The sequence below is a fragment of the Mesorhizobium sp. CNPSo 4661 genome (assembly GCF_057784215.1).
This window is the reverse complement of record NZ_JBWGIO010000002.1, coordinates 76907-96208: the sequence shown is the minus strand read 5'-3', so window position 1 is coordinate 96208 and position 19302 is coordinate 76907. Positions and strand designations below refer to the sequence as shown.

The 19302-nt window shown below is 63.5% G+C and carries 20 protein-coding genes; 12 read left to right on the top strand and 8 right to left on the bottom strand.

All coding sequences use genetic code 11. The features are described 5' to 3' along the window. Window positions 1–546: 546 nt before the first annotated feature. The 4 genes from rpsT to AC0YKC_RS02455 form a co-directional block, all read right to left on the bottom strand. Complete coding sequence (rpsT, locus tag AC0YKC_RS02470; protein WP_140645317.1) at window positions 547–813, bottom strand: 30S ribosomal protein S20; 267 nt, start codon at window positions 811–813, stop codon at window positions 547–549. A gap of 196 nt (window positions 814–1009) precedes the next feature. Continuing rightward, entirely contained in the window at window positions 1010–1783 is a 774-nt protein-coding gene (locus tag AC0YKC_RS02465; protein ID WP_434725151.1) for an enoyl-CoA hydratase, read from the bottom strand. A gap of 46 nt (window positions 1784–1829) precedes the next feature. Further along, complete coding sequence (gene mutM, locus AC0YKC_RS02460) at window positions 1830–2720, bottom strand: bifunctional DNA-formamidopyrimidine glycosylase/DNA-(apurinic or apyrimidinic site) lyase (RefSeq protein ID WP_488509743.1); 891 nt, start codon at window positions 2718–2720, stop codon at window positions 1830–1832. Next, on the bottom strand, window positions 2713–3951 hold the full coding sequence (locus AC0YKC_RS02455; RefSeq protein ID WP_488509740.1) for a phosphopentomutase: 1239 nt from the start codon (window positions 3949–3951) through the stop codon (window positions 2713–2715). Before AC0YKC_RS02455 ends, mutM begins: the two co-directional genes overlap by 8 nt. Window positions 3952–4083: 132 nt before the next feature. Here AC0YKC_RS02455 and AC0YKC_RS02450 point away from each other — a divergent pair, with 132 nt between their 5' ends. After that, window positions 4084–5022 carry a phosphate/phosphite/phosphonate ABC transporter substrate-binding protein gene (locus AC0YKC_RS02450; RefSeq protein WP_434725154.1) on the top strand — a complete coding sequence of 313 codons (939 nt, stop codon included), beginning with the start codon at window positions 4084–4086 and terminating at the stop codon, window positions 5020–5022. Window positions 5023–5026: 4 nt separating this feature from the next. On the opposite strand, the gene AC0YKC_RS02445 is transcribed toward AC0YKC_RS02450, so the two are convergent. From AC0YKC_RS02445 to AC0YKC_RS02435, 3 genes are all read right to left on the bottom strand, one after another. After that, entirely contained in the window at window positions 5027–5638 is a 612-nt protein-coding gene (locus AC0YKC_RS02445; RefSeq protein ID WP_320297715.1) for a TadE/TadG family type IV pilus assembly protein, read from the bottom strand. 37 nt (window positions 5639–5675) lie between these two features. Further along, a complete protein-coding gene (locus tag AC0YKC_RS02440) occupies window positions 5676–6287 on the bottom strand; it encodes a TadE/TadG family type IV pilus assembly protein (RefSeq protein ID WP_430699285.1) in 612 nt (203 codons plus the stop codon). A 141-nt stretch (window positions 6288–6428) separates the two neighbouring features. Continuing rightward, on the bottom strand, window positions 6429–6848 hold the full coding sequence (locus AC0YKC_RS02435) for a pilus assembly protein N-terminal domain-containing protein (RefSeq protein ID WP_320297714.1): 420 nt from the start codon (window positions 6846–6848) through the stop codon (window positions 6429–6431). Window positions 6849–7196: 348 nt separating this feature from the next. Between AC0YKC_RS02435 and AC0YKC_RS02430 the strand changes: the two genes are divergently transcribed. The 9 genes from AC0YKC_RS02430 (at window position 7197) to AC0YKC_RS02390 (ending at window position 16393) form a co-directional block, all read left to right on the top strand. Then, entirely contained in the window at window positions 7197–7373 is a 177-nt protein-coding gene (locus AC0YKC_RS02430) for a Flp family type IVb pilin (RefSeq protein WP_320297713.1), read from the top strand. A 158-nt stretch (window positions 7374–7531) separates the two neighbouring features. Further along, window positions 7532–8050, top strand: a complete 519-nt coding sequence (locus AC0YKC_RS02425) for an A24 family peptidase (protein WP_320297712.1) — start codon at window positions 7532–7534, stop codon at window positions 8048–8050. 222 nt (window positions 8051–8272) lie between these two features. Then, entirely contained in the window at window positions 8273–9085 is an 813-nt protein-coding gene (gene cpaB / locus AC0YKC_RS02420) for a Flp pilus assembly protein CpaB (protein WP_320297711.1), read from the top strand. Beyond that, a complete protein-coding gene (locus AC0YKC_RS02415) occupies window positions 9082–10608 on the top strand; it encodes a type II and III secretion system protein family protein (RefSeq protein WP_320297710.1) in 1527 nt (508 codons plus the stop codon). Before cpaB ends, AC0YKC_RS02415 begins: the two co-directional genes overlap by 4 nt. 14 nt (window positions 10609–10622) lie before the next feature. Next, window positions 10623–11360, top strand: a complete 738-nt coding sequence (locus AC0YKC_RS02410; protein ID WP_488509735.1) for a CpaD family pilus assembly protein — start codon at window positions 10623–10625, stop codon at window positions 11358–11360. Window positions 11361–11405: 45 nt separating this feature from the next. Further along, window positions 11406–12689, top strand: coding sequence for a CpaE/TadZ family protein (locus tag AC0YKC_RS02405; RefSeq protein ID WP_320297708.1), 1284 nt, complete (start codon window positions 11406–11408; stop codon window positions 12687–12689). A gap of 30 nt (window positions 12690–12719) precedes the next feature. Next, complete coding sequence (locus AC0YKC_RS02400; protein WP_434725155.1) at window positions 12720–14219, top strand: TadA family conjugal transfer-associated ATPase; 1500 nt, start codon at window positions 12720–12722, stop codon at window positions 14217–14219. 130 nt (window positions 14220–14349) lie between these two features. Further along, window positions 14350–15363, top strand: a complete 1014-nt coding sequence (locus AC0YKC_RS02395) for a type II secretion system F family protein (protein WP_434725156.1) — start codon at window positions 14350–14352, stop codon at window positions 15361–15363. Between the two features lie 13 nt (window positions 15364–15376). Beyond that, entirely contained in the window at window positions 15377–16393 is a 1017-nt protein-coding gene (locus tag AC0YKC_RS02390; protein ID WP_320297705.1) for a type II secretion system F family protein, read from the top strand. Window positions 16394–16479: 86 nt separating this feature from the next. Here the strand turns inward: AC0YKC_RS02390 and AC0YKC_RS02385 are convergent, their stop codons facing one another. Further along, window positions 16480–17307, bottom strand: a complete 828-nt coding sequence (locus tag AC0YKC_RS02385; RefSeq protein WP_434725157.1) for a tetratricopeptide repeat protein — start codon at window positions 17305–17307, stop codon at window positions 16480–16482. Between the two features lie 125 nt (window positions 17308–17432). Here AC0YKC_RS02385 and AC0YKC_RS02380 point away from each other — a divergent pair, with 125 nt between their 5' ends. Continuing rightward, window positions 17433–18797 (top strand): leucyl aminopeptidase family protein, encoded by a 1365-nt coding sequence (locus AC0YKC_RS02380; protein ID WP_320297703.1) that lies wholly within the window; start codon window positions 17433–17435, stop codon window positions 18795–18797. 125 nt (window positions 18798–18922) lie between these two features. Beyond that, complete coding sequence (locus AC0YKC_RS02375; protein WP_320297702.1) at window positions 18923–19273, top strand: MarR family winged helix-turn-helix transcriptional regulator; 351 nt, start codon at window positions 18923–18925, stop codon at window positions 19271–19273. Window positions 19274–19302: the final 29 nt, after the last annotated feature.

Below are 19302 nucleotides of genomic sequence, written 5' to 3'. Positions count from 1 at the left end.
GAATTCTGCCATTTTGTGCTGGCCGATTCAGGCTGGGTCAGGGGCTGAAGCCCGTCCCTTCGATGGATGGACATTACCGAAATCGTTGTGGATAGGGCAAGGCCACGTCTAACGGTTTTTTAACGAATCTGGTTACCGGACGGGGCTTGAAATCGGGTGCCGCCACGGCACGTTTTGACAAAGCCATTGTGATTCAAACCCTTTTCCGGCGAATATGAAAAAGGCCGCCCGAAACGAAATATTCTGAAATAATTCTCTTGACAGCTACTTCTCCCCCGCCGCTCGACCTTGAGTTGAACAAGCTGTGGATGACCGGCTGTAAGTCTTTGAAAAAACTGCGGATTTTTTGCCAGGCAAATTTGGGCAGGTGCCGCGGGGAGGGCGTGCCGCTATCAATGGCGTTGAATATGCCGGCAAAACATTACTGGCCTTGGAATCGCACCACAAGCAGCGCTCGCGGGCATTTTTTTTAAGTACTTGCCGGCAAACGAAAAAACCCGGCCTGTGCGACCGGGTTCAACGTCGATGGATTAAGGATTGAGTCGGTCAGGCCGACAGCGTCTTGACCCGCTGGGCCAGCCGCGAAACCTTGCGGGAAGCCGTGTTCTTGTGGACGACGCCCTTGGTGGCGGCGCGCATCAATTCCGGCTCCGCCGCCTTGAAGGCTGCCACCGCCGCGGCCTTGTCGCCAGCGGCCAGCGCCTCTTCGACCTGGCGGACATAGGTGCGGACACGCGAGCGGCGGTTCTTGTTGACCGCGGCGCGGCGGGCGATCTTGCGCGTTGCCTTTTTGGCCGAAGATGTATTGGCCATGATGCCTCTCTTCTGATCTGGTGGGCGCCAGCGGGGTGCCGCGGGGCGCAAAAAACAAACGGGCAGCCACAGGGCCGCCTCGGTTGGTGCGGCTTATAGTTCAGCTTTTCCGGCGCGTCAACGCCACTTGTCGGTCTTTTTGGAGGCTGAAAGCGCGTCGGGTCATGGCCAGCTTTCCGTCATTGGGCAGCATGCCCTAGCGGTTGTTGAAATTCGGCTTCCGTTTCTCGACGAACGCGGCCATGCCTTCCTTCTGATCATCGAGCGCGAACAGCGAATGGAACAGGCGGCGCTCGAAGCGCAGCCCTTCGGCGAGCGTCGTCTCGTAGGCGCGGTTGACGGCCTCCTTGGTCATCATGACCGACGGCAGAGAGAACTCGGCGATCTTCGCCGCCGCCTTCAGCGCTTCCTCGGCGAGCTCGGCGACTGGCACCACCCGTGATACCAGTCCGCTGCGCTCGGCTTCGGCCGCGTCCATCATCCGCCCGGTCAGGCACATGTCCATCGCCTTCGACTTGCCGACGAAGCGGGTCAGCCGTTGCGATCCACCCATGCCCGGCATGACGCCGAGCGTGATTTCGGGCTGGCCGAACTTGGCATTGTCGCCGGCGATGATGAAGTCGCACATCATGGCCAGCTCACAGCCGCCGCCGAGCGCATAGCCCGCGACCGCCGCGATGATGGGCTTGCGCGTGCGCGTGAATTCCTCCCAGCCGATGAAGAAGTCCTGCGTGTAGGCGTCGGCGAAGGACATCGCCTGCATTTCCTTGATGTCGGCGCCGGCGGCAAACGCCTTTTCCGAGCCCGTAAGCACCATCGCGCCGATCCCGGGATCGGCATTGAAGGCGCTCGCCGCCGCCACGACCTCCGCAAGGACTTGCGAATTCAGCGCATTGAGAGCCTTGGGCCGGTTCAGCGTGATCAGCCCGACCTTTCCGCGCGTCTCGACGATAATGGTTTCATGGGCCATGGCTCGCTTCCTTTCCGCGGCAGAGATGATCGATACCGTTCCTAGCTTACCGCTGACAGGTCCGGCAATAGAAGGTCGAGCGGCCGCTTTGCACGACGCGCTCGATGTGGCCGCTGCAGCCCGGCTTCGGGCATGGCTCCCCCTCGCGATCGTAGACCGCGAAGGAATGCTGGAAATAGCCGAGCGATCCGTCGGCCTGGACATAGTCGCGCAACGAGGAGCCGCCGGCGGCGATCGCGTCGGCGACGACCGAGCGGATCGCCTCTGCGAGGCGCCCGCTTTGCTCTTTCGCCTTCCTGGCCGACCCGGCGATGGTACCGGCTTCGCGCAATGGCGAGAGGCCGGCGCGCCACAAGGCCTCCGCCACATATATATTGCCTAGTCCGGCGATCAGGCGCTGATCGAGCAGCGCTGCCTTGAGCGGCGATCTGCGATCCTTCAGCAGCGAGGCGAGCAGGGGACCGTCGAGCGCGTTGCCGGTTGGCTCGATGCCTAGCCCGGCCAGCATCGGATGCGTGTCCGGCGCCCCTTCGGCAAACAGCATGAAGCCGAAACGGCGCGGGTCATTGAAGACGACGCGGGAGCGCTCGTCCTTCGGCGAGACGACATCGAACACGACATGGTCGTGCGCGGTGCTTTTCGAGCGCTCGTGGTGGAAGGTGCCGGGGATGTCGCCGCCCTCGGCGGCCTCGACGCGGAACGATCCCGACATGCCGAGATGGCAGATCAGAACCGGGCCGTTCTCGATATGCATCGTCAGATATTTGGCGCGGCGGCCAAGCGCCGTCACGGTCTTGCCGGTAAGCCGCTCCGAAAAACGCTCGGGAAAAGGAAAGCGAAGGTCGGGCCTGCGCGCCTCGACCTTGACGAGCCGCGCCCCTTCCAGGACCGGCTGCAGTCCGCGCCGGACGGTTTCGACTTCGGGCAGCTCAGGCATGGCCGCCTATCGTCGCGAGGAAGGATGTTCCGTGGCGACCGGCGGCCAGGCCGAGGTGGTCCGCGACGGTTTCGCCGATATCGGCGAAGGTCGGCCTGAGCCCGATGTCGCCACCCGTCAGCCCCGGCCCGGTGCCGATCACCGGAATGCGTTCGCGCGTATGGTCGGTGCCGCGCCAGGTCGGATCGTTGCCATGGTCGGCGGTGAGGATCAGAAGGTCGCCCGGCCCGATGCGCGATAGCGCCTCCGGCAGCCGGCGGTCGAACGCCTCGAGCGCGGCGGCATAGCCGGCGACGTCGCGCCGGTGGCCGAACTCGGTATCGAAATCGACGAAATTGGCAAAGACCAGGTCGCCGTCGCCGGCATCGTCCATTGCGCCGAGCGCCTTGTCGAACATCGCCATGTTGCCACCGGCCTTGCGCACTTCCGAAATGCCGCGATGAGCGAAGATGTCGCCGATCTTGCCGACGGCGATGACCTTGCTGCCGCGCCCGGTCAGCCGGTCGAGCAGGGTCGGCTCCGGCGGCGGCACCGCATAGTCGCGGCGGTTGTGGGTGCGCAGGAAGGTGGCTTTTGTCTCGCCCACGAAAGGCCGCGCGATCACGCGCCCGATCTTGAGCGGATCGACCAGCCGACGCACCGCGAGGCAAAGCTCATAAAGCCGCTCCAGGCCGAAATGCGTTTCATGCGCGGCGATCTGCAGCACGGAATCGACCGACGTGTAGCAGATCGGTTTGCCGGTACGGATATGCTCTTCGCCGAGCCGTTCGATGATCTCGGTTCCCGGCGCATGGCAATTGCCGAGGATCCCAGGCACCTTGCCCTCGCGGATGATCGCTTCGGTCAGTTTGGCCGGAAAGGCTGGGACCGTGTCGGGAAAATAGCCCCAGTCGAAACGCACCGGCAGGCCGGCGATCTCCCAGTGGCCGGAGGGCGTGTCCTTGCCGCTCGACACTTCCTGGGCAGCTCCGTGGAAGGAAGAGGCAAGCAACGGCGTGTCGACGTCGAGCTTGAGTCCGGTCGCCGTCTGGGCCGCCCGGCCAAGTCCGAGCGACATCATGTTGGGCACGGCCAGCGGCCCGTTGCGCAGACCCGCCTGGTCGGCATGCCCGCCGACGCAGGTCTGAAAAATATGCCCGAACGTGTCGGCGCCGGCATCGCCATAGCGCTCGGCGTCGGCCGCGCCGCCGATGCCGAAAGAATCGAGAACGAACAGGAACGCGCGCGCCATGGGTATCTTTGTTGTCAGTCTGGGTTGCCAGACATAAGGTTCCCCGGCGGTGTTGGCAAATCGGAAACCAAACCGCAACGGCTTGTCGCCATAGTTGCGGCGAGGCGCGGATGCGGCGGGAGCGGACGAGGTATGGCAAGGCGCGGCAAAACCGCGGCAAGGCAGGCCCTGAAAATATGCGCGGCCGCCCTCGCGGCGTACTGCACCGCCTCCTGGCCGGCACGCGCCGACTGGCGTGACGACATCGGCACCTTCCGCATCGGCATCGTCGCCGAACCGGGCGGCGGCAACACCGTCCCGGGGCTCGCGCGCCTGACCGACGCCTATGCCAATGCGCTCGGCATGAAGGTCGAGTTCGTCGTTGCGCGCGACTACGCGGCGCTGATCGAGGCACAGGCGAGCGGGCGTGTGCAGTATGCGATCTATTCCGCTCTCGCCTATGCCACCGCCTCGGAGCGCTGCGGCTGCGTCGAGCCTCTGGTGGCGCCGGTCGATGCCGACGGCGCCGTCGGCATCCGTTCCATCCTGGTGACGCGCGACGGCAGGCTTCCCGACCTTGCGGCGATCGCTTCGCACCGGATCGCGATAGCGCCGGCCGAAAATGTCGGCGGCGCGTTGCTGCCGCTGGCGGCGTTATCGGCCGAAGGCGTCAAGATCGCACAGGACTCGCCCTTCCTGGCGCGCGCCGCTTCGGCCACCGCGGCCGAGACGATGCTGAGTGGCGGCGAAGCGGACGCGCTGTTCGGCTGGGAACCGGCCGATGCCGAGGGCCGGTCCACCCGTTCCGAGGGCACCGTCGCGCGGTTGGAGGCCGTCGGCATCCCCGAGGCGTCGCTTCGGGTGTTATGGACCTCGGGCCTGTTGCGCTATGGCCCGCACGCTGTCCGCAGCGATCTCGATCCGGAGGCAAAGCGGCGACTGACGGTCTTCCTGACCAATCTCAAGTCCCAGACGCCCGACGTGTACGACCTGGTTGAGGCGACGCATTCCGGCGGTTTCGGGCCGGCCGCGCAGAAGGACTATGCGATGGCCGTGGCGATCGTGCGGCAGGAAACGGCCGGGCAGGAATAGCGTATCAGCAGTCGCTGCAGGGAATCGTCGGACTCCGGCGCGGCCTTAGATAATAGGTTTCGCTCATCGATATGTTGCTGAAGGCCGAGGTCAGCCCGAGCGTCTGCGAATTGCTGGCGGACCAGGTGATGATCGGCTTGTAGCCGAGGTCGCTTTCCACGCGGATCAGGAAAGTGTTGCGGATTATCAGCGCCGACGGGACGGTGGTGATCGTGTTGGCGGCCGCGTCGGCGCTGTAGGTGGTGCCCACCACCTTGCGCGACCAGGCAACCTGCACCTTCGGCGACGCTTCGTCCGTGATCTGTATGCCTGTGATGATGATCGTCGGCAATGAACGGTTATAAGGCTGCAGCGTCGATGTGCCGATCTGCATCATTGCATCGAGGTTCGCCTTCACGACGGTCTGCTGCTGCGTGACGAGATCCGCGACCATGCTGCCGATACGGCTGACCTTCTTGCCGGTCTCGATGGCCTGCGAGGCCTCCATCGTGATGAAATACATGATGAGGAGCACCGGCACGATGAACGCGAACTCGATCGCCGCGACGCCGCGGCGATCGCGGCAGAACCGCTCCACCTTTGCCGAAATCCCCTGGAGTGCCCCCGCACTATGCATATCGTCCTCCACACCGCGGCTTAGCCGTCGAGCAGTCTCAATTGTCGTCGAATGGTTCGTTCTGCCAGGTCACGGACGCGAAATGCAGCGTTTTGCTGTCCTTCAGATTTGCCATCGACTTGGCCAGGAAATCGGTCATTACCGGCCATTTGTAGAACACCCGAAGCATGTTGATGGACTCCGCCAGTCCGGGCGAGACGGTAGGAGACATCGTATTCGCGCCCTGCGTCAGCACAATATCGCCGCTCACGATCTTGAAACCCGCCGTCGCGGCGTCCGCGAAGGTCGAGTATTCGCGCAGATCGACCAGCAGTGGAGCATCTGGCCCGGTATCGGTGCAGTTGTTGGAAACCATGATCTGCAAGCGATTGCAGATCAGTTGCTTGATCGAGGCTTCGGTGACGTTGTTCTGCTGAAGCTGCCCGGTGCGCAACTGACGGGCCACGTCGTCGGTGACGTTGGCCATCACCTCCTGGCCGGCGAACGAAATGCAGCTTTCGAGGATGGCGAAGACGAGAAGCGCGAAAGGGATGGCCAGCATCGCGAATTCCATCGCCGTGCTGCCGCGCCTGTCGCTGAAGAAGCCAGGGCGGGCTTTGGCGCGCGCCTTGCTGTCCATGCCGTTGCCGGATGTGGCATCCTTGCTCATATCAAAGTTCCTGCCGATCCCCTTTGCGGTACCGGCGGCAAGGTTAGCGAAAACCCATTGAGTTCCGGTATGGATGATCGTTAAATTCGCCGGGCAAGCCTTAAGCTGTCTTTAATGCCACTGGGCCTGCCCTCGCAGGGCTCAGTGCCCGGCGCTCATTTCGGTCTCGGAAGCTTTCTCGGCCTCGCTCTTGAACGCGCTCTCGCAATAGGGCGTGCAGGACATGGTCTGGACGTCGGCGCGTCTGTAGATGCGCACCGACGAGGCGGCCTGTCGCACGACGGTCACCTGCTCATCGACGATCGGGCTGCCGTCCGAATCGAGCACGACCAGATTTGTGACACCGAAGCCCTTGCCGGTGAGAACGATGGTCGAGGCGTCCTGCACCGAGGCGTCGGCGATCGCCGGATTGCCGATGACGACCGTGTCGGCCGCGCGTGACAATTTGACGATCTTGGCCTGGTTCATGGTGACTTCTATACCCGCGCCGGCCCTGGCCGGCATGACCAAGGCGGCAGTTGCCAGCAGCGCGGCGACTGGAAACAGCGATCTCGACGTCATTGAAGCGCTCCTGGCGGGCAGATTCTTCAACGGAACATGAACGAGATTGGTGAACCAACGGTTAAGCCGGGCCCGGCCATGATTAAGGATCGGCTCGCTTGGCGGGTCATGCGCCGATGGCGCTTACTGTTTTAGGAATATTGCACAAGCGCCGGTTTCCCCGGGTCCCGAGCTGGTTGGCGATGTTTAGCCCGCGGTTAACCACACAATGCGTTCGCCACCGGAAAGGAATCGGTAAGGCTGTTTATTAAGCCGATCGAAACGGCTTCTCCCTAGATTTGCAGCATCCGATCAACCGCGAAGAGAAGTTGACGGAAGTGCTGTAACACGTGGAGTAGGAGCTCTCGCATGTCTAATCTCATTGCACGTTTCGTGAAGGACGAATCCGGCGCGACCGCCATCGAATACGGTCTGATCGCCGCTCTCATCGCGCTCGCCATCATGGTCGGCGCTACCTCGCTCGGCAGCGCGCTGAACGCCAAGTTCGCCAACATCGCCGCTACCCTCAACAGCGCGGCTCCGTAATAAGGCCGCGTATCGCGCCTTTTCGACACACAGAAAAAGGGCCGCCGGCTGGCGGCCCTTTTTCATGTGGTCGGCCGATTTTGATCGGCCGGCCTCATCGATCGTTAATCCGGCGCGCCTAGGATGCCGCTGGAAACTGCCATGGGCGCGCCGCATCGATGCTTGAAGCCGTGATCTTCGTCGTCTTTCCGTTCTGCATGCTGTTCGCGGCGGTCTCGGACGCCTTGTCGATGACGATCGCCAATCGTGTTCCGGTGCTGTTGGTGGCGACATTCGCGCTTGTCGCGCCGCTCACCGGTATGGACTGGACAACCTATGGCTGGCACTTCGCAGCAGGCGCCCTCGTGCTTGCGGTGACGTTCGGCCTCTTTGCGCTCGGCGGCATGGGCGGCGGCGACGCCAAGCTTCTCGCCGCGACCGCTCTATGGATGGGCCTCAACATCAACCTGATCGGCTATCTGGTGACGTCGGCTTTCATCGGCGGGCTGCTTACCCTCGCAATCCTGGTTTACCGGAAATCGCCGCTCGCCATGTACACCGGCCACAACCGACTTCTGCGCCATTTCGCAGACCAGAGCGTTGGCATTCCCTATGGCATCGCGCTTGGCGCGGGTGGGCTGATCACTTTCCCGGATTCGCCGCTGATGGTCTGGGCGCTGGAGAGGCTCACAACCTGATGCATGTCGCCCACAAGTGCGTGCGCTGCGGTTCTGAGGCAACCATCAAAACAAAGGCGGCCTGGCCGCCTTTTTCGTTAACGGCGGGGCCGTTCAATCGAATTTGAGTAAACCTTAAATTAATCACGATCGTAAGCATTGCATTAACCTTGTTTTGACGATTGCGGCTGCAAAGTCCGGCCTTGCGAGGTGGTTTGCCTTGAGGCGAAGGGTATCGGACGAATGCCAGCATCCCGATTGATTATTCTGGGCGTGGCTGCGGTCGCGGCGGGTGGCGCGGGCTATGTCGCGAAAAACATGGTCGTGGCGCCGCCGCCTCAGGTCGTCGTCGATGCGCCCAAGCAGCCGGCAATCGCATTGCAGGATGTGCTGGTGCTTTCCGGCGACGTGGCGATGGGCAGCCAGCTCGGCACCAATATCAGCTGGGAACAATGGCCGGCCGATGGCGTCAACGCCAATTTCATCACGCGCGCCGCCGAACCTGACGCGATCGAAAAGCTAAAGGGCTCGGTAGCGCGCGTCGCAATGTACACCGGCGAGCCGCTGCGCCGCTCCAAGCTGGTCGGCGAGGGGCAGAGCTTCATGTCGTCGATCCTGCCTTCAGGGATGCGCGCTGTCGCCACCGCGATATCGGCCGACACGTCCGCCGGCGGCTTCATCCTGCCCAACGACTTCGTCGACGTCATCATGACCCGCCGTGCCGACACAGGCAACGGCGGCACCGGCTTCAACACCTCGACCATCCTCAAGAACATCCGCGTGCTGGCCATCGACCAGACCATCCAGGAAGACGAGGAAGGCAAGAAGACCAGGGTCGGCCAGACCGCGACGCTGGAACTGACGCCGCAGCAGGCCGAGATCATCACCGTGGCGCAGCAGATGGCGGACCGGCTCACACTGGCGCTGCGTCCGATCACCGACATCCATGAAAAGAGTACGGACGAGGCCGACTATCTGGTCAACGGCAGCGGCCGGCGCGGAACAGTACGGCTGATCAAGTCCGGTGAGGTTTCCGAGGTGGGAGCAAGGAAATGAGGCTAAACGGTAAACTGCTGCCCTCCCTGGCCGCCGCGGCGATCGGTTTTTTCCTGCTCGGCACCAGCGCCCCGGGACTGGTCGAAGCCAAGGCCGCGAGTGCCGGCGTGTCGGCTTCCATCGCCACGCAGCGCGTCAAGCTCGGCCTCAATAAATCAGTGGTCATCGACCTGCCTAACGACGCCTATGATATCCTCGTCGCCAATCCGGCGGTTGCCGATGCCGTGACCCGCACAGCGCGGCGCATCTACCTGTTTGGCAAGGCGGTCGGCGAAACCAACATCTTCGTTTTCGGCCCCAATGGCGAGCAGATCGTCAGCCTGGATCTGGCCGTCGAGCGCGACGTCGCCGGGCTGGAGGACTATCTGAAGCGCTTCATCCCGTCCTCGCAGATCAAGGTCGAGCTTCTCAACGACAACGTCGTCCTGACGGGCATGGTCGACACGCCTCTCGATTCCAAGCGCGCCGTCGACCTGGCGACCATCTTCGTGTCCGGCGGTGAAGCGACGACGGGTCAATATTCGCAGACCGCCGCCGGCGGCTCGGTCAATGGCGGCGTCGACATCAACAACCCCGACCAGGAGCGCCGGACCTCCAAGATCGTCAACCTCTTGCAGATCGTCGGCGACGATCAGGTGACGCTCAAGGTCACCGTCGCCGAAGTCAGCCGCTCGGTGATGAAGCAGCTCGGCGTCAATATGCTCGCCAGCGGCGCCAGCAACGGCATTTCGTGGGGCGCGCTCAGCGATCCTTACATGGGTCTTGGCAAACCGCTGTCTAATGCGGGCGTCGGTATTAGTTCGTCGGGGCTGCAGTCTTATATCAACGCAATGGAGCAGTCGGGGGTCATGAAGACTCTGGCCGAGCCGACCTTGACCGCCGTGTCAGGTGAAAAGGCGACCTTCAAGGTCGGCGGCGAATACAATATGGTGACCAGTGTTTCCGCCAACGTCTCCAACAGCAATCAGACTGGTCTGCAGAACTACTCGATCTCCAAGATCGAGTACGGCATCGGCCTGGAATTCCAGCCGGTGGTTCTGTCGCCGGGTCGCATAAGCCTGAAAGTCAGAACCTCGGTTTCCGAACCGACAACAGAAGGATCCGCGTCGGCATCCACGGACAATAGGAACATCGGCATGAACGCTTTGTCGCTTCGCAAGCGCCTGGCCGATACGACGGTGGAACTGCCATCCGGTGGTTCGATGATGATAGCAGGCCTGGTGCGAGACGATATCAGGCAAGCTGTCACTGGATTACCCGGCCTGACCAAGATCCCCGTGCTTGGCACGCTCTTTCGCAGCAAGGATTTCGTGCGCAACGAGAGCGAGCTCGTCATCATCATCACGCCCTATCTGTCGCGGCCGGTGGCGCGCAACGACCTGGCCAAGCCGGACGACAACTTCAATGCGCCGAGCGATGGCGCCGGCATGTTCCTCGGCCGCGTCAACCGCGTCTACGGCACCATGCAGACCGATAGACCGCCGGGCCGCTATCACGGCGTCGTTGGCTTCATCTACAAATGAGTGGGAATGCGGATATGTCCAAGTCAGCATCGAAGGTCATGACGGTCCGGACAGCATCCGGTATCGCAAGGATCCGTCGGCAGGTGGTCCCGGCACTGGCGGTCATGCTTGCGGCATCGCTCGCAGGCTGCGCCAACTGGCACCGCGACAGTGTCACGGTCGGCTCGATACCGGACGATTACCGCACGACCCATCCGATCGTCATCGCCGAGAAGAACCAGAAGATCGACCTGCCGGTCGGCGCCGGCGATCGCGGCATGACCGGCGCGCAGCGCGATACGCTGCTCGGTTTTCTCGACGGCTACGACAAGAGCGCCGCGCCGGCGCTGACGATCGCGATGCCGGCCGGGTCCGCCAACGAGGTTGCCGCCCGGGCCGCCGGCCGCGATTTCGCCAGGCTCGCCATGGCGGCGGGCGTCAAGCGCAACCGCATCGTGATGACATCCTATCAGTCGCCTGTGCCCGAGGCGTCCGCGCCGGTGCGTGTCGCTTTCGTCGCGGTGCGGGCCCAGACCGACAAATGCGGACGTTGGCCAGATGATCTGACGGAGACGTCGGAGAACAAGCACTATGCCGACTTCGGCTGCTCCTATCAGAACAACCTCGCGGCCCAGGTGGCCAATCCCAACGATCTGATCGGACCGCGCAAGCAGTCCGACATCGACGCCGAAAATCGCGGCGCGGTGATCGACAAGTACCGCGAGAGGGGTATCTCCGAGGAGTTTCTCAGCAATTCAGAAGTAACCTACTGAGCCGCGCCGGACGACGAAGAGAGCAGTCACGGAAAGAGCATGACGATGAGCAATCTTGCCTACGACACGCCCGCGGAAACCGGCGAACTTTCGCAGCAGGACATCGCCGCCATGCAGGCGCTGCGTCCCGTGCCGCGCATTTCGATCCAGGCCTTCTGCGAGACCGAGGGGGTCGCCAATCCCGTCGCGCGCGCCGGCGAGGATCGGCGGATGGCCAAGGCCCATCTCAAGGTCCATATGGGCGGTGTCCCGACCGCGATCGAGTTCTACCAGTCCGCGCCGACACCGAACCTGATCCTGCTGGAATCGCGCAGCGAGCCGCAGCAGTTGCTCGAACAACTCGGCCAGCTCGCGGAATATTGCGATCCGTCCTCCAAGGTCGTGGTCATCGGCCACTACAATGATGTCGGGCTATACCGGGAGCTTATCCGGTCAGGCATTTCCGAATATGTCATCGCGCCGGTCTCCATGACCGACATCGTCAGCGTCGTGTCGTCGATCTTCGTCGATCCGGAATCGGAGCCGATCGGCCGGTCGATCGCGTTCATCGGCGCCAAGGGCGGCGTCGGCTCGTCGACCATCGCTCACAATGTCGCCTGGGCGATGTCGTCCCTGTTCAAGTCCGAGGTCGTCATCGCCGATCTCGATCTCGCCTTCGGCACTGCCAACATCAATTTCGACCAGGATCCGGCGCAAGGCATCGCCGAGGCGGTGTTTTCGCCCGAGCGGGTCGACGAGGTCTATCTCGACCGCCTGCTCGCGCAATGCGCCGAGCATCTGTCGCTGCTCGCGGCGCCCTCCACGCTCGAGCGCGTCTATGATTTCGATCCGGAGGCCTTCTCGCAGATCATAGAGACGGCGCAGCGTAGCGCGCCGCTGCTGGTCCTCGATATCCCGCACGTCTGGAGCGGGTGGACGAAGAGCACCCTGATCAAGGCGGACGAGATCGTCATCACGGCCACGCCCGAGCTGGCAAATCTCCGCAACACCAAGAACATGGTGGATATGCTGAAGCGGCTGCGTCCGAACGATCCGCCGCCGAAGCTGATCATCAACCAGGCGGGCGTGCCGAAACGGCCCGAGATCGCGGCTTCCGATTTCGCCGAACCGCTCGGCATCACGCCGATGGCCGTGATCAACTTCGAACCGCTGCTGTTCGGCAATGCCGCCAACAACGGCCGCATGCTGAGCGAGATGGACGCCAAGAGCCCGGTCGTCGCCACCATCAACGAAGTAGCGCATGTGCTGACCGGACGCAGTGAAATCAAGGCAAGGAAGAAGGCAGGCCTGGGCTCGATCCTCGGCAAGCTCTCGCGCAACAAGAAGTGACGCTGATTGAGCGGCATCGGGTAGTCGATCATGTTTGGTAAAAGAGGCAAAGACGACGGCAGCCGGGCAACGCCCGAATTCCGTCCGCCGGCATCCGCTGCTCCCGCCGCCGCTCCAACGGCGACGATGACGGCCGAACGACCGGCCGCGCCGCCGTCCAGCACGCCGGCCGCGCCGCCGGCGCGCCGGCCCGTCGAGGCGCCGCCCATGGCGCCGGAGCCGGCAAGAAGGGTCCAGCGCGAGCGCTCGGAGACCTATTACGACACCAAGAGCCAGGTGTTTTCGGCGCTCATCGATACGATCGACCTGTCGCAGCTCGCCAAGCTCGATCCCGAGAGCGCGCGCGAGGAAATCCGCGACATCGTCAACGACATCATTGCGATCAAGAACTTCGCGATGTCCATCTCCGAGCAGGAAGAGCTGCTCGAGGACATCTGCAACGACGTTCTGGGCTATGGACCGCTGGAGCCGTTGCTTGCCCGCGACGACATAGCCGACATCATGGTCAACGGCTCCAAGAACGTCTACATCGAAGTCAATGGCAAGGTCGAACAGACCGGCATCCGTTTCCGCGACAACCAGCAGCTGCTCAACATCTGCCAGCGCATCGTCAGCCAGGTCGGCCGCCGCGTCGACGAATCGAGCCCGATCTGCGATGCGCGCCTGCCCGACGGCTCGCGCGTCAACGTCATCGCGCCACCGCTGTCGATCGACGGCGCCGCGCTCACCATCCGCAAATTCAAGAAGGACAAGCTGACGCTGGACCAGCTGGTCAAGTTCGGCGCCATCTCGCCGCAAGGCGCGGAAGTCCTCAAGATCATAGGCCGCGTCCGCTGCAATATCGTCATTTCGGGCGGCACCGGCTCCGGCAAGACGACGCTGCTCAACTGCCTGACCAACTATATCGACCGCGAGGAGCGCGTTATCACCTGCGAGGATTCGGCGGAGCTGCAGCTGCAGCAGCCGCACGTGGTCCGTCTCGAAACCCGGCCACCCAATCTCGAGGGCGAGGGCGAGGTGACCATGCGCGACCTGGTCAAGAACTGCCTGCGCATGCGTCCGGAGCGGATCATCGTCGGCGAAGTGCGCGGACCGGAAGTGTTCGACCTGCTGCAGGCGATGAATACCGGTCACGACGGCTCGATGGGAACGATCCACTCCAATAGCCCGCGTGAATGCCTCAACCGTATGGAATCGATGATCGCCATGGGCGGCTATACACTGCCGCAGCGCACGGTGCGCGAGATCATCGTCGGCTCGATCGACGTGATCATCCAGGCGGCCCGCCTGCGCGATGGCTCGCGCCGCATCACCCACATCACCGAGGTGGTCGGCATGGAAGGCGATGTCATCATCACCCAGGATCTCGTCCTCTACAACATCAAGGGCGAGGACTCGAGCGGCCGGCTAGTCGGCGAACATGTGTCGACAGGCATCGGCCGCCCGCATTTCTGGGACCGCGCCCGCTATTATGGTGAGGAGCAGCGCCTCGCCAATGCGCTCGAGGCAATGGAGAAGCGCGCTGACTGATGCATCTGGTGGTTGGAAGCAATTCCAGGAAAAGCGTGAAGCTGCTTTCCGTCCGGAACTGCGTCAAAACAAGGAGATAGGGCGGTTCGTCGTTTCTTTGAAACGCCGAAACGCCTAGGGGCCCCGGTCGATGTTCGGAATTGACACCACCGTACTGGCTTTCATCGTGCTCGCCGGCTTCAGCGCCGGCGCGGTGGCCTATGCGTTCCTGTTCACGCGCATCGACAACGAGAAGCAGGCCGGCAAGCGGCTTCAGACCATCAAGACGGCCGAAACCGACCGCTCGGTGGTGAAAGCCACGCGCGACCGCGCCGCGGAAGCGGTCAAGCGGCGCAAAAGTCTTCAGGACTCCCTCAAGCAGCTCGACGAGAAGCAGAAGACCAACGACCGCAACGTCAAGAAACCGCCGCTGAAGGCCCAGATCCGCCAGGCCGGCATGCAGGTTTCGCTCGAACGTTTCTATCTCTACTCCGCCGTCTGCGGCCTCGTGCTCACGGCCCTTCTCTTTTTTATCGGCGCGCCTTTGTGGGCTCTGCCCGGCGCCTTGCTGGCGGGCGGCCTCGGCCTGCCGCGCTGGTTCGTATCGTTTCGCCGCACACGCCGCGTCAAGGCCTTCCTGGAAGAGTTCCCGAACGCGCTCGACATCATCGTGCGCGCGGTCAAGTCCGGCCTGCCGCTCAACGATGCGATCCGCCTGATCGCCAACGAATCGCCCGAACCGGTCCGGTCCGAATTCCGACGCATCGTCGATTCCCAGCAGATGGGCATGTCGGTGCCTGACGCCGCCATGCGCATCTCCGAGACCATGCCGTGCAGCGAGGCCGGCTTCTTCGGCATCGTCATCCAGATCCAGTCGCAGGCCGGCGGCAACCTGTCCGAGGCGCTGGGCAACCTTTCGCGCGTCTTGCGCGACCGCAAGAAGATGAAAGCCAAGGTCCAGGCGCTGTCGATGGAAGCCAAGGCGTCCGCCGTCATCATCGGCGCCTTGCCCTTCGTCGTCGCCTTCCTCGTCTATTTGTCGAGCCCGAACTACATCATGCCGCTGTTCACCACCAACGTCGGCAACCTGATTCTCGGCTGCTCGGGTGTGTGGATGTCGATCGGCATCCTGGTGATGCGCAAGATGATGAACTTCGAAGTGTAGGGGCGCGGATCCGGTGACAGAGCAAGTCGTCAAAACACTCACCGACCCTTCCTTCCTGATCGCGATGCTGGTCGGCATCGCCGTGTTCGCGACCGTCTTCACGCTCATGCCGGCGTTCGGCGGCACGTCGCTCAAGTCGCGCATGAAGAGCGTGGCGCTCGAACGCGACAAACTGCGCGCCGAGCAGCGCCAGCGTCTTGCCAACGAAGCCGACCGCCGCCGCAAGGGCCTGCGCGAGGAACAGTCCATCGGCATGCGCAACATCGTCGACCGCCTGGATCTCAGGCGCGCGCTCGCCGATGAAAGCACGATCCAGAAGCTCAAGGTCGCGGGCTTCCGCGGCCAGAACCCGTTGACGCGCTTCCTCTTCTTCCGCCTCGTCCTGCCATTTGTCGGTTTTGCCCTGGCGGCCGTTTATCTGTTCGTGCTCGGCGGCCTGCCGCAGCAGCCGGCGTTCATCAAGCTGTTCGTCTGTGTCGTTGTCGCCTATGGCGGCTTCTACGCGCCGATCCTCTACGTCAACAACCGCGCGACCAAGCGCAAGCAGTCGATCCAGCAGGCGTGGCCGGACGCGCTCGACCTGATGCTGATCTGTGTCGAATCCGGCATGTCGGTGGAGGCGGCGCTGCGCAAGGTTGCCGACGAGATCGGCGCGCAGTCGGTGGCGCTCGCCGAGGAGTTCGTGCTCACCAACGCCGAGCTGTCCTATCTGCAGGAACGCAAGGTCGCCTATGAGAACCTGGCAAGCCGCACCGGCCTGGAATCGGTGAAGTCGGTGTCGCAGGCCCTGGTCCAGGCCGAACGCTACGGCACGCCGGTGGCGCACGCGCTGCGCGTGCTCGCCTCGGAAAGCCGCGACATGCGCATGAACGCCGCCGAGAAGAAGGCCGCGGCACTTCCGCCGAAGCTCACCGTGCCGATGATCCTGTTCTTCCTGCCGGTTCTGTTCGCCATCATCCTGGGTCCGGCCGGCATCCAGGTCAGCCAGCGCGGCATCTTCGGCGACCAGCACAGCTCCTCGAGCAAGTAGGCGAGCCCGTAAGCATCAATCAAAAAAGCCGCGCGGGGTCCGCGCGGCTTTTCATTGTCGAAGCGGTCGGCGCTTGGCAGCGTCCGTCAGTTCGTGGCGACTTTCGCCTTGCCCTTGTCCTGGTCCTTCAACTGGCTCCAGGCATTCTGCTGGGCGAGCATCTGCCGCAGATAGGCGATGTTGGCCTGCGCCTGCTCGGGCGACAGTTCCTGCGAGGCGATCTTCTCGGCCTCGTCGAAGCGGCCCTGCAGGCCGACGACCAGCGCGAGGTTCTGCCGCACCCGGCTGTCGGCGCCGGGCTGCTGCGCGGCCGAGCGCATATAGGTTTCCGCCGTGCGCAGGTCGCCCTCGAGCACATAGGACATGCCGAGATTGGACAGCACCGAAGGTTCGTTCGGCTTCAGTTCCAGCGCCTTGCGATAATCCTGCCGCGCTTCGTCCTTCTGTCCCATCTGGTCGAGAATGGCGGCTTCCGCCGAGACAAGCTTCCAGTCTGGATATTCGGGCGTCTGCGCGCGCCGCACGGCATCGAGGGCCGGCGCGAACTGGCCGTTGGCGGCAAGCGCCTTGCCGTAGGCCGCAAGGACCTCGCGATCCTTGGGATAGGCGATCGCCAGCTTGCGCATCACCGCCAGCGACTGGTCGGCATCGCCGTCCATCTGCAGCGCCGCCGAGAAATTCATCGCGATGCGCTTGTCGTTCGGATTGCTGGCGTAGGATTGGCCGAGCCTGGACGTGGCGGTACGCAATTCGCCGGACGACATCGTTTCCAGCGGCCTGCTGTCGGAGCGGGAGATGGAGCCGGTGGTGAACTTGCTGGTGCTGCCGCAACCCGCCACGCTGGCCGCCAGCGCCGCAATGAAGGCCGTGGTGATCAGACGCTTGGCTGTAAGGTTCAACGCTTTGGTCGGCATCGGCGCCCGGTCTCCATTCCTGTGCGGCCATTGGCTGGCCGTCTTCCCTCCCGCAGAAATATTCTGTTAACCCTAACGGACCGTTAAGAAGCGCCGACTCAGCTGTTTCGGCCGGAGATCATTGCATGCCTGTCGAACTCGTTGAGCAGAAGCCGGAAGCCGCCTTGCCTGTCTATCTGGTGGCAAAGGGCGCCCTTGAAGCCGCGGCCTTGCCGCCGTCCGCCATCGCTTGGGCGAGGGCCAACGGTTTTTCCGGCGAAGCGGGGCGCACGCTGGTCCTGCCGGGCGAGGGCGGCGGCCTTGCCGGCGCGCTGTTCGGCACAGGCGACGGCGAAAGCGTTCTTGGCCTCGGCGCGCTCGCACGAGCGTTGCCGGAAGGCGACTGGCATTTCGCGTCGAGCCTGGCGCAACCCGAACTCGCCGCGCTCGCGCTTGCGTTGGGCGGCTATGTCTTTACACGCTACGGCAAGAAACCAGGCAAGGCACTGCGCTTTGCGCTGCCCGAAGGTGCCGACGCCGCGCATGTCCGCCGCGTCGCCGACAGCGTGTTCCTGGCACGCGATCTCGTCAACACGCCGACCAGCGACCTGGGTCCGGTCGAGCTGGAGGAAGCCGCCCGAAAACTGGCGGCCGCCCACGGCGCCGATATCTCAGTGATCCATGGCGACGATCTCCTGGCGCGGAATTTCCCGATGATCCACGCGGTTGGCCGGGCCTCGACCGGCGCGCCGCGGCTGGTAGACATGAGCTGGGGGCCGGGCGATGCGCCGAAGGTGACGCTGGTCGGCAAGGGCGTCTGCTTCGATACCGGCGGCCTCGACATCAAGCCGTCCTCGGGCATGCTTCTGATGAAGAAGGACATGGGCGGCGCCGCCAATGTGCTGGGCCTCGCCTCCATGATCATGGCGGCGAAACTCAATGTCCGGCTGCGCGTGCTGATCCCCGCCGTCGAGAACTCGATCGCCGGCAATGCCTTCCGGCCCGGCGACGTGCTCAGGAGCCGCAAGGGCATCACGGTCGAGATCGGCAACACGGACGCCGAAGGCAGGCTGGTCCTGGCCGACGCGCTGGCGCTGGCCGATGAGGAACAGCCCGCTTTGCTGATCGACATGGCGACGCTGACCGGCGCCGCCCGCGTCGCGCTGGGGCCGGATTTGCCGCCTTTCTACACCGCCGACGAGACGCTTGCCGCGGACCTGGCCGCGGCATCCGTCGCGGTCGAGGATCCGCTCTGGCGCATGCCTTTGTGGCGCCCCTACGATGCAAAGCTCTCCTCGAAGATCGCCGACATCAACAATGTGACGACGGACGGCTTTGCCGGATCGATCACCGCGGCCCTTTTCCTCAAGCGCTTCGTCGAGAAGACGCACAGCTGGGCGCATTTCGACATCTTCGCCTGGAACCCGGTCGACCGCCCCTACGGCCTGACCGGCGGCGAGGCGCAAGGCATTCGAGCGCTGGAGCGCGTCATCGCCGGCCGTTTCGGCTAGACCATGATCCCGAACCGCAGGCCAGCGTAGCAAAAAGTGGGGATCGGTTTTCGAACAAGATCATGGTCCAACCAACAAATCTCCACTGAAACGGAACCGAAACAATTTGCCGGCATGCTTCGCGCATGTCGATCTCGATGCGCCCGAGCCAGGCCTTGCGACTGTGGCAGCAGGTGATGCTGGCCCAGGTGCGCGATGGCGCGCCGGATCTGACCATGCGCCAGACGGCGATCCTGTTCACCATCTATCTCGATCCGCCGCCGCACACCGTGCGCGGGCTGGCCGCCAAGCTCAACGTCACCAAGCCGGTCATCACCCGCGCCCTCGACACGATGGGCGCGCTGAAACTGGTCTCGCGCCACCGCGACGAGCTCGACAAGCGCAACGTGCTGATCCGGCGCACGGTGGAAGGCGCGCTCTTTGTCGAGCGCTTCGGCGATGGTATCGTCGCCAGGGCGCACGACCTTCCCATCTGATCTCGGCGCCCCATCTGAGTTCATTGCTG

What these genes read in the sequence shown, in the direction of transcription:
- AC0YKC_RS02395 (WP_434725156.1), top strand. Translation starts at nt 14,350, where the DNA reads ATGTTCGGAATTGACACCACCGTACTGGCTTTCATCGTGCTCGCCGGC.
- AC0YKC_RS02450 (WP_434725154.1), top strand. Translation starts at nt 4,084, where the DNA reads ATGGCAAGGCGCGGCAAAACCGCGGCAAGGCAGGCCCTGAAAATATGC.
- AC0YKC_RS02430 (WP_320297713.1), top strand. Translation starts at nt 7,197, where the DNA reads ATGTCTAATCTCATTGCACGTTTCGTGAAGGACGAATCCGGCGCGACC.
- AC0YKC_RS02400 (WP_434725155.1), top strand. Translation starts at nt 12,720, where the DNA reads ATGTTTGGTAAAAGAGGCAAAGACGACGGCAGCCGGGCAACGCCCGAA.
- AC0YKC_RS02405 (WP_320297708.1), top strand. Translation starts at nt 11,406, where the DNA reads ATGAGCAATCTTGCCTACGACACGCCCGCGGAAACCGGCGAACTTTCG.
- AC0YKC_RS02455 (WP_488509740.1), bottom strand. Translation starts at nt 3,951, where the DNA reads ATGGCGCGCGCGTTCCTGTTCGTTCTCGATTCTTTCGGCATCGGCGGC.
- mutM (WP_488509743.1), bottom strand. Translation starts at nt 2,720, where the DNA reads ATGCCTGAGCTGCCCGAAGTCGAAACCGTCCGGCGCGGACTGCAGCCG.
- AC0YKC_RS02385 (WP_434725157.1), bottom strand. Translation starts at nt 17,307, where the DNA reads ATGCCGACCAAAGCGTTGAACCTTACAGCCAAGCGTCTGATCACCACG.
- cpaB (WP_320297711.1), top strand. Translation starts at nt 8,273, where the DNA reads ATGCCAGCATCCCGATTGATTATTCTGGGCGTGGCTGCGGTCGCGGCG.
- AC0YKC_RS02415 (WP_320297710.1), top strand. Translation starts at nt 9,082, where the DNA reads ATGAGGCTAAACGGTAAACTGCTGCCCTCCCTGGCCGCCGCGGCGATC.
- AC0YKC_RS02465 (WP_434725151.1), bottom strand. Translation starts at nt 1,783, where the DNA reads ATGGCCCATGAAACCATTATCGTCGAGACGCGCGGAAAGGTCGGGCTG.
- AC0YKC_RS02445 (WP_320297715.1), bottom strand. Translation starts at nt 5,638, where the DNA reads ATGCATAGTGCGGGGGCACTCCAGGGGATTTCGGCAAAGGTGGAGCGG.
- AC0YKC_RS02410 (WP_488509735.1), top strand. Translation starts at nt 10,623, where the DNA reads ATGTCCAAGTCAGCATCGAAGGTCATGACGGTCCGGACAGCATCCGGT.
- AC0YKC_RS02375 (WP_320297702.1), top strand. Translation starts at nt 18,923, where the DNA reads ATGTCGATCTCGATGCGCCCGAGCCAGGCCTTGCGACTGTGGCAGCAG.
- AC0YKC_RS02425 (WP_320297712.1), top strand. Translation starts at nt 7,532, where the DNA reads ATGCTTGAAGCCGTGATCTTCGTCGTCTTTCCGTTCTGCATGCTGTTC.
- AC0YKC_RS02440 (WP_430699285.1), bottom strand. Translation starts at nt 6,287, where the DNA reads ATGAGCAAGGATGCCACATCCGGCAACGGCATGGACAGCAAGGCGCGC.
- AC0YKC_RS02435 (WP_320297714.1), bottom strand. Translation starts at nt 6,848, where the DNA reads ATGACGTCGAGATCGCTGTTTCCAGTCGCCGCGCTGCTGGCAACTGCC.
- rpsT (WP_140645317.1), bottom strand. Translation starts at nt 813, where the DNA reads ATGGCCAATACATCTTCGGCCAAAAAGGCAACGCGCAAGATCGCCCGC.
- AC0YKC_RS02380 (WP_320297703.1), top strand. Translation starts at nt 17,433, where the DNA reads ATGCCTGTCGAACTCGTTGAGCAGAAGCCGGAAGCCGCCTTGCCTGTC.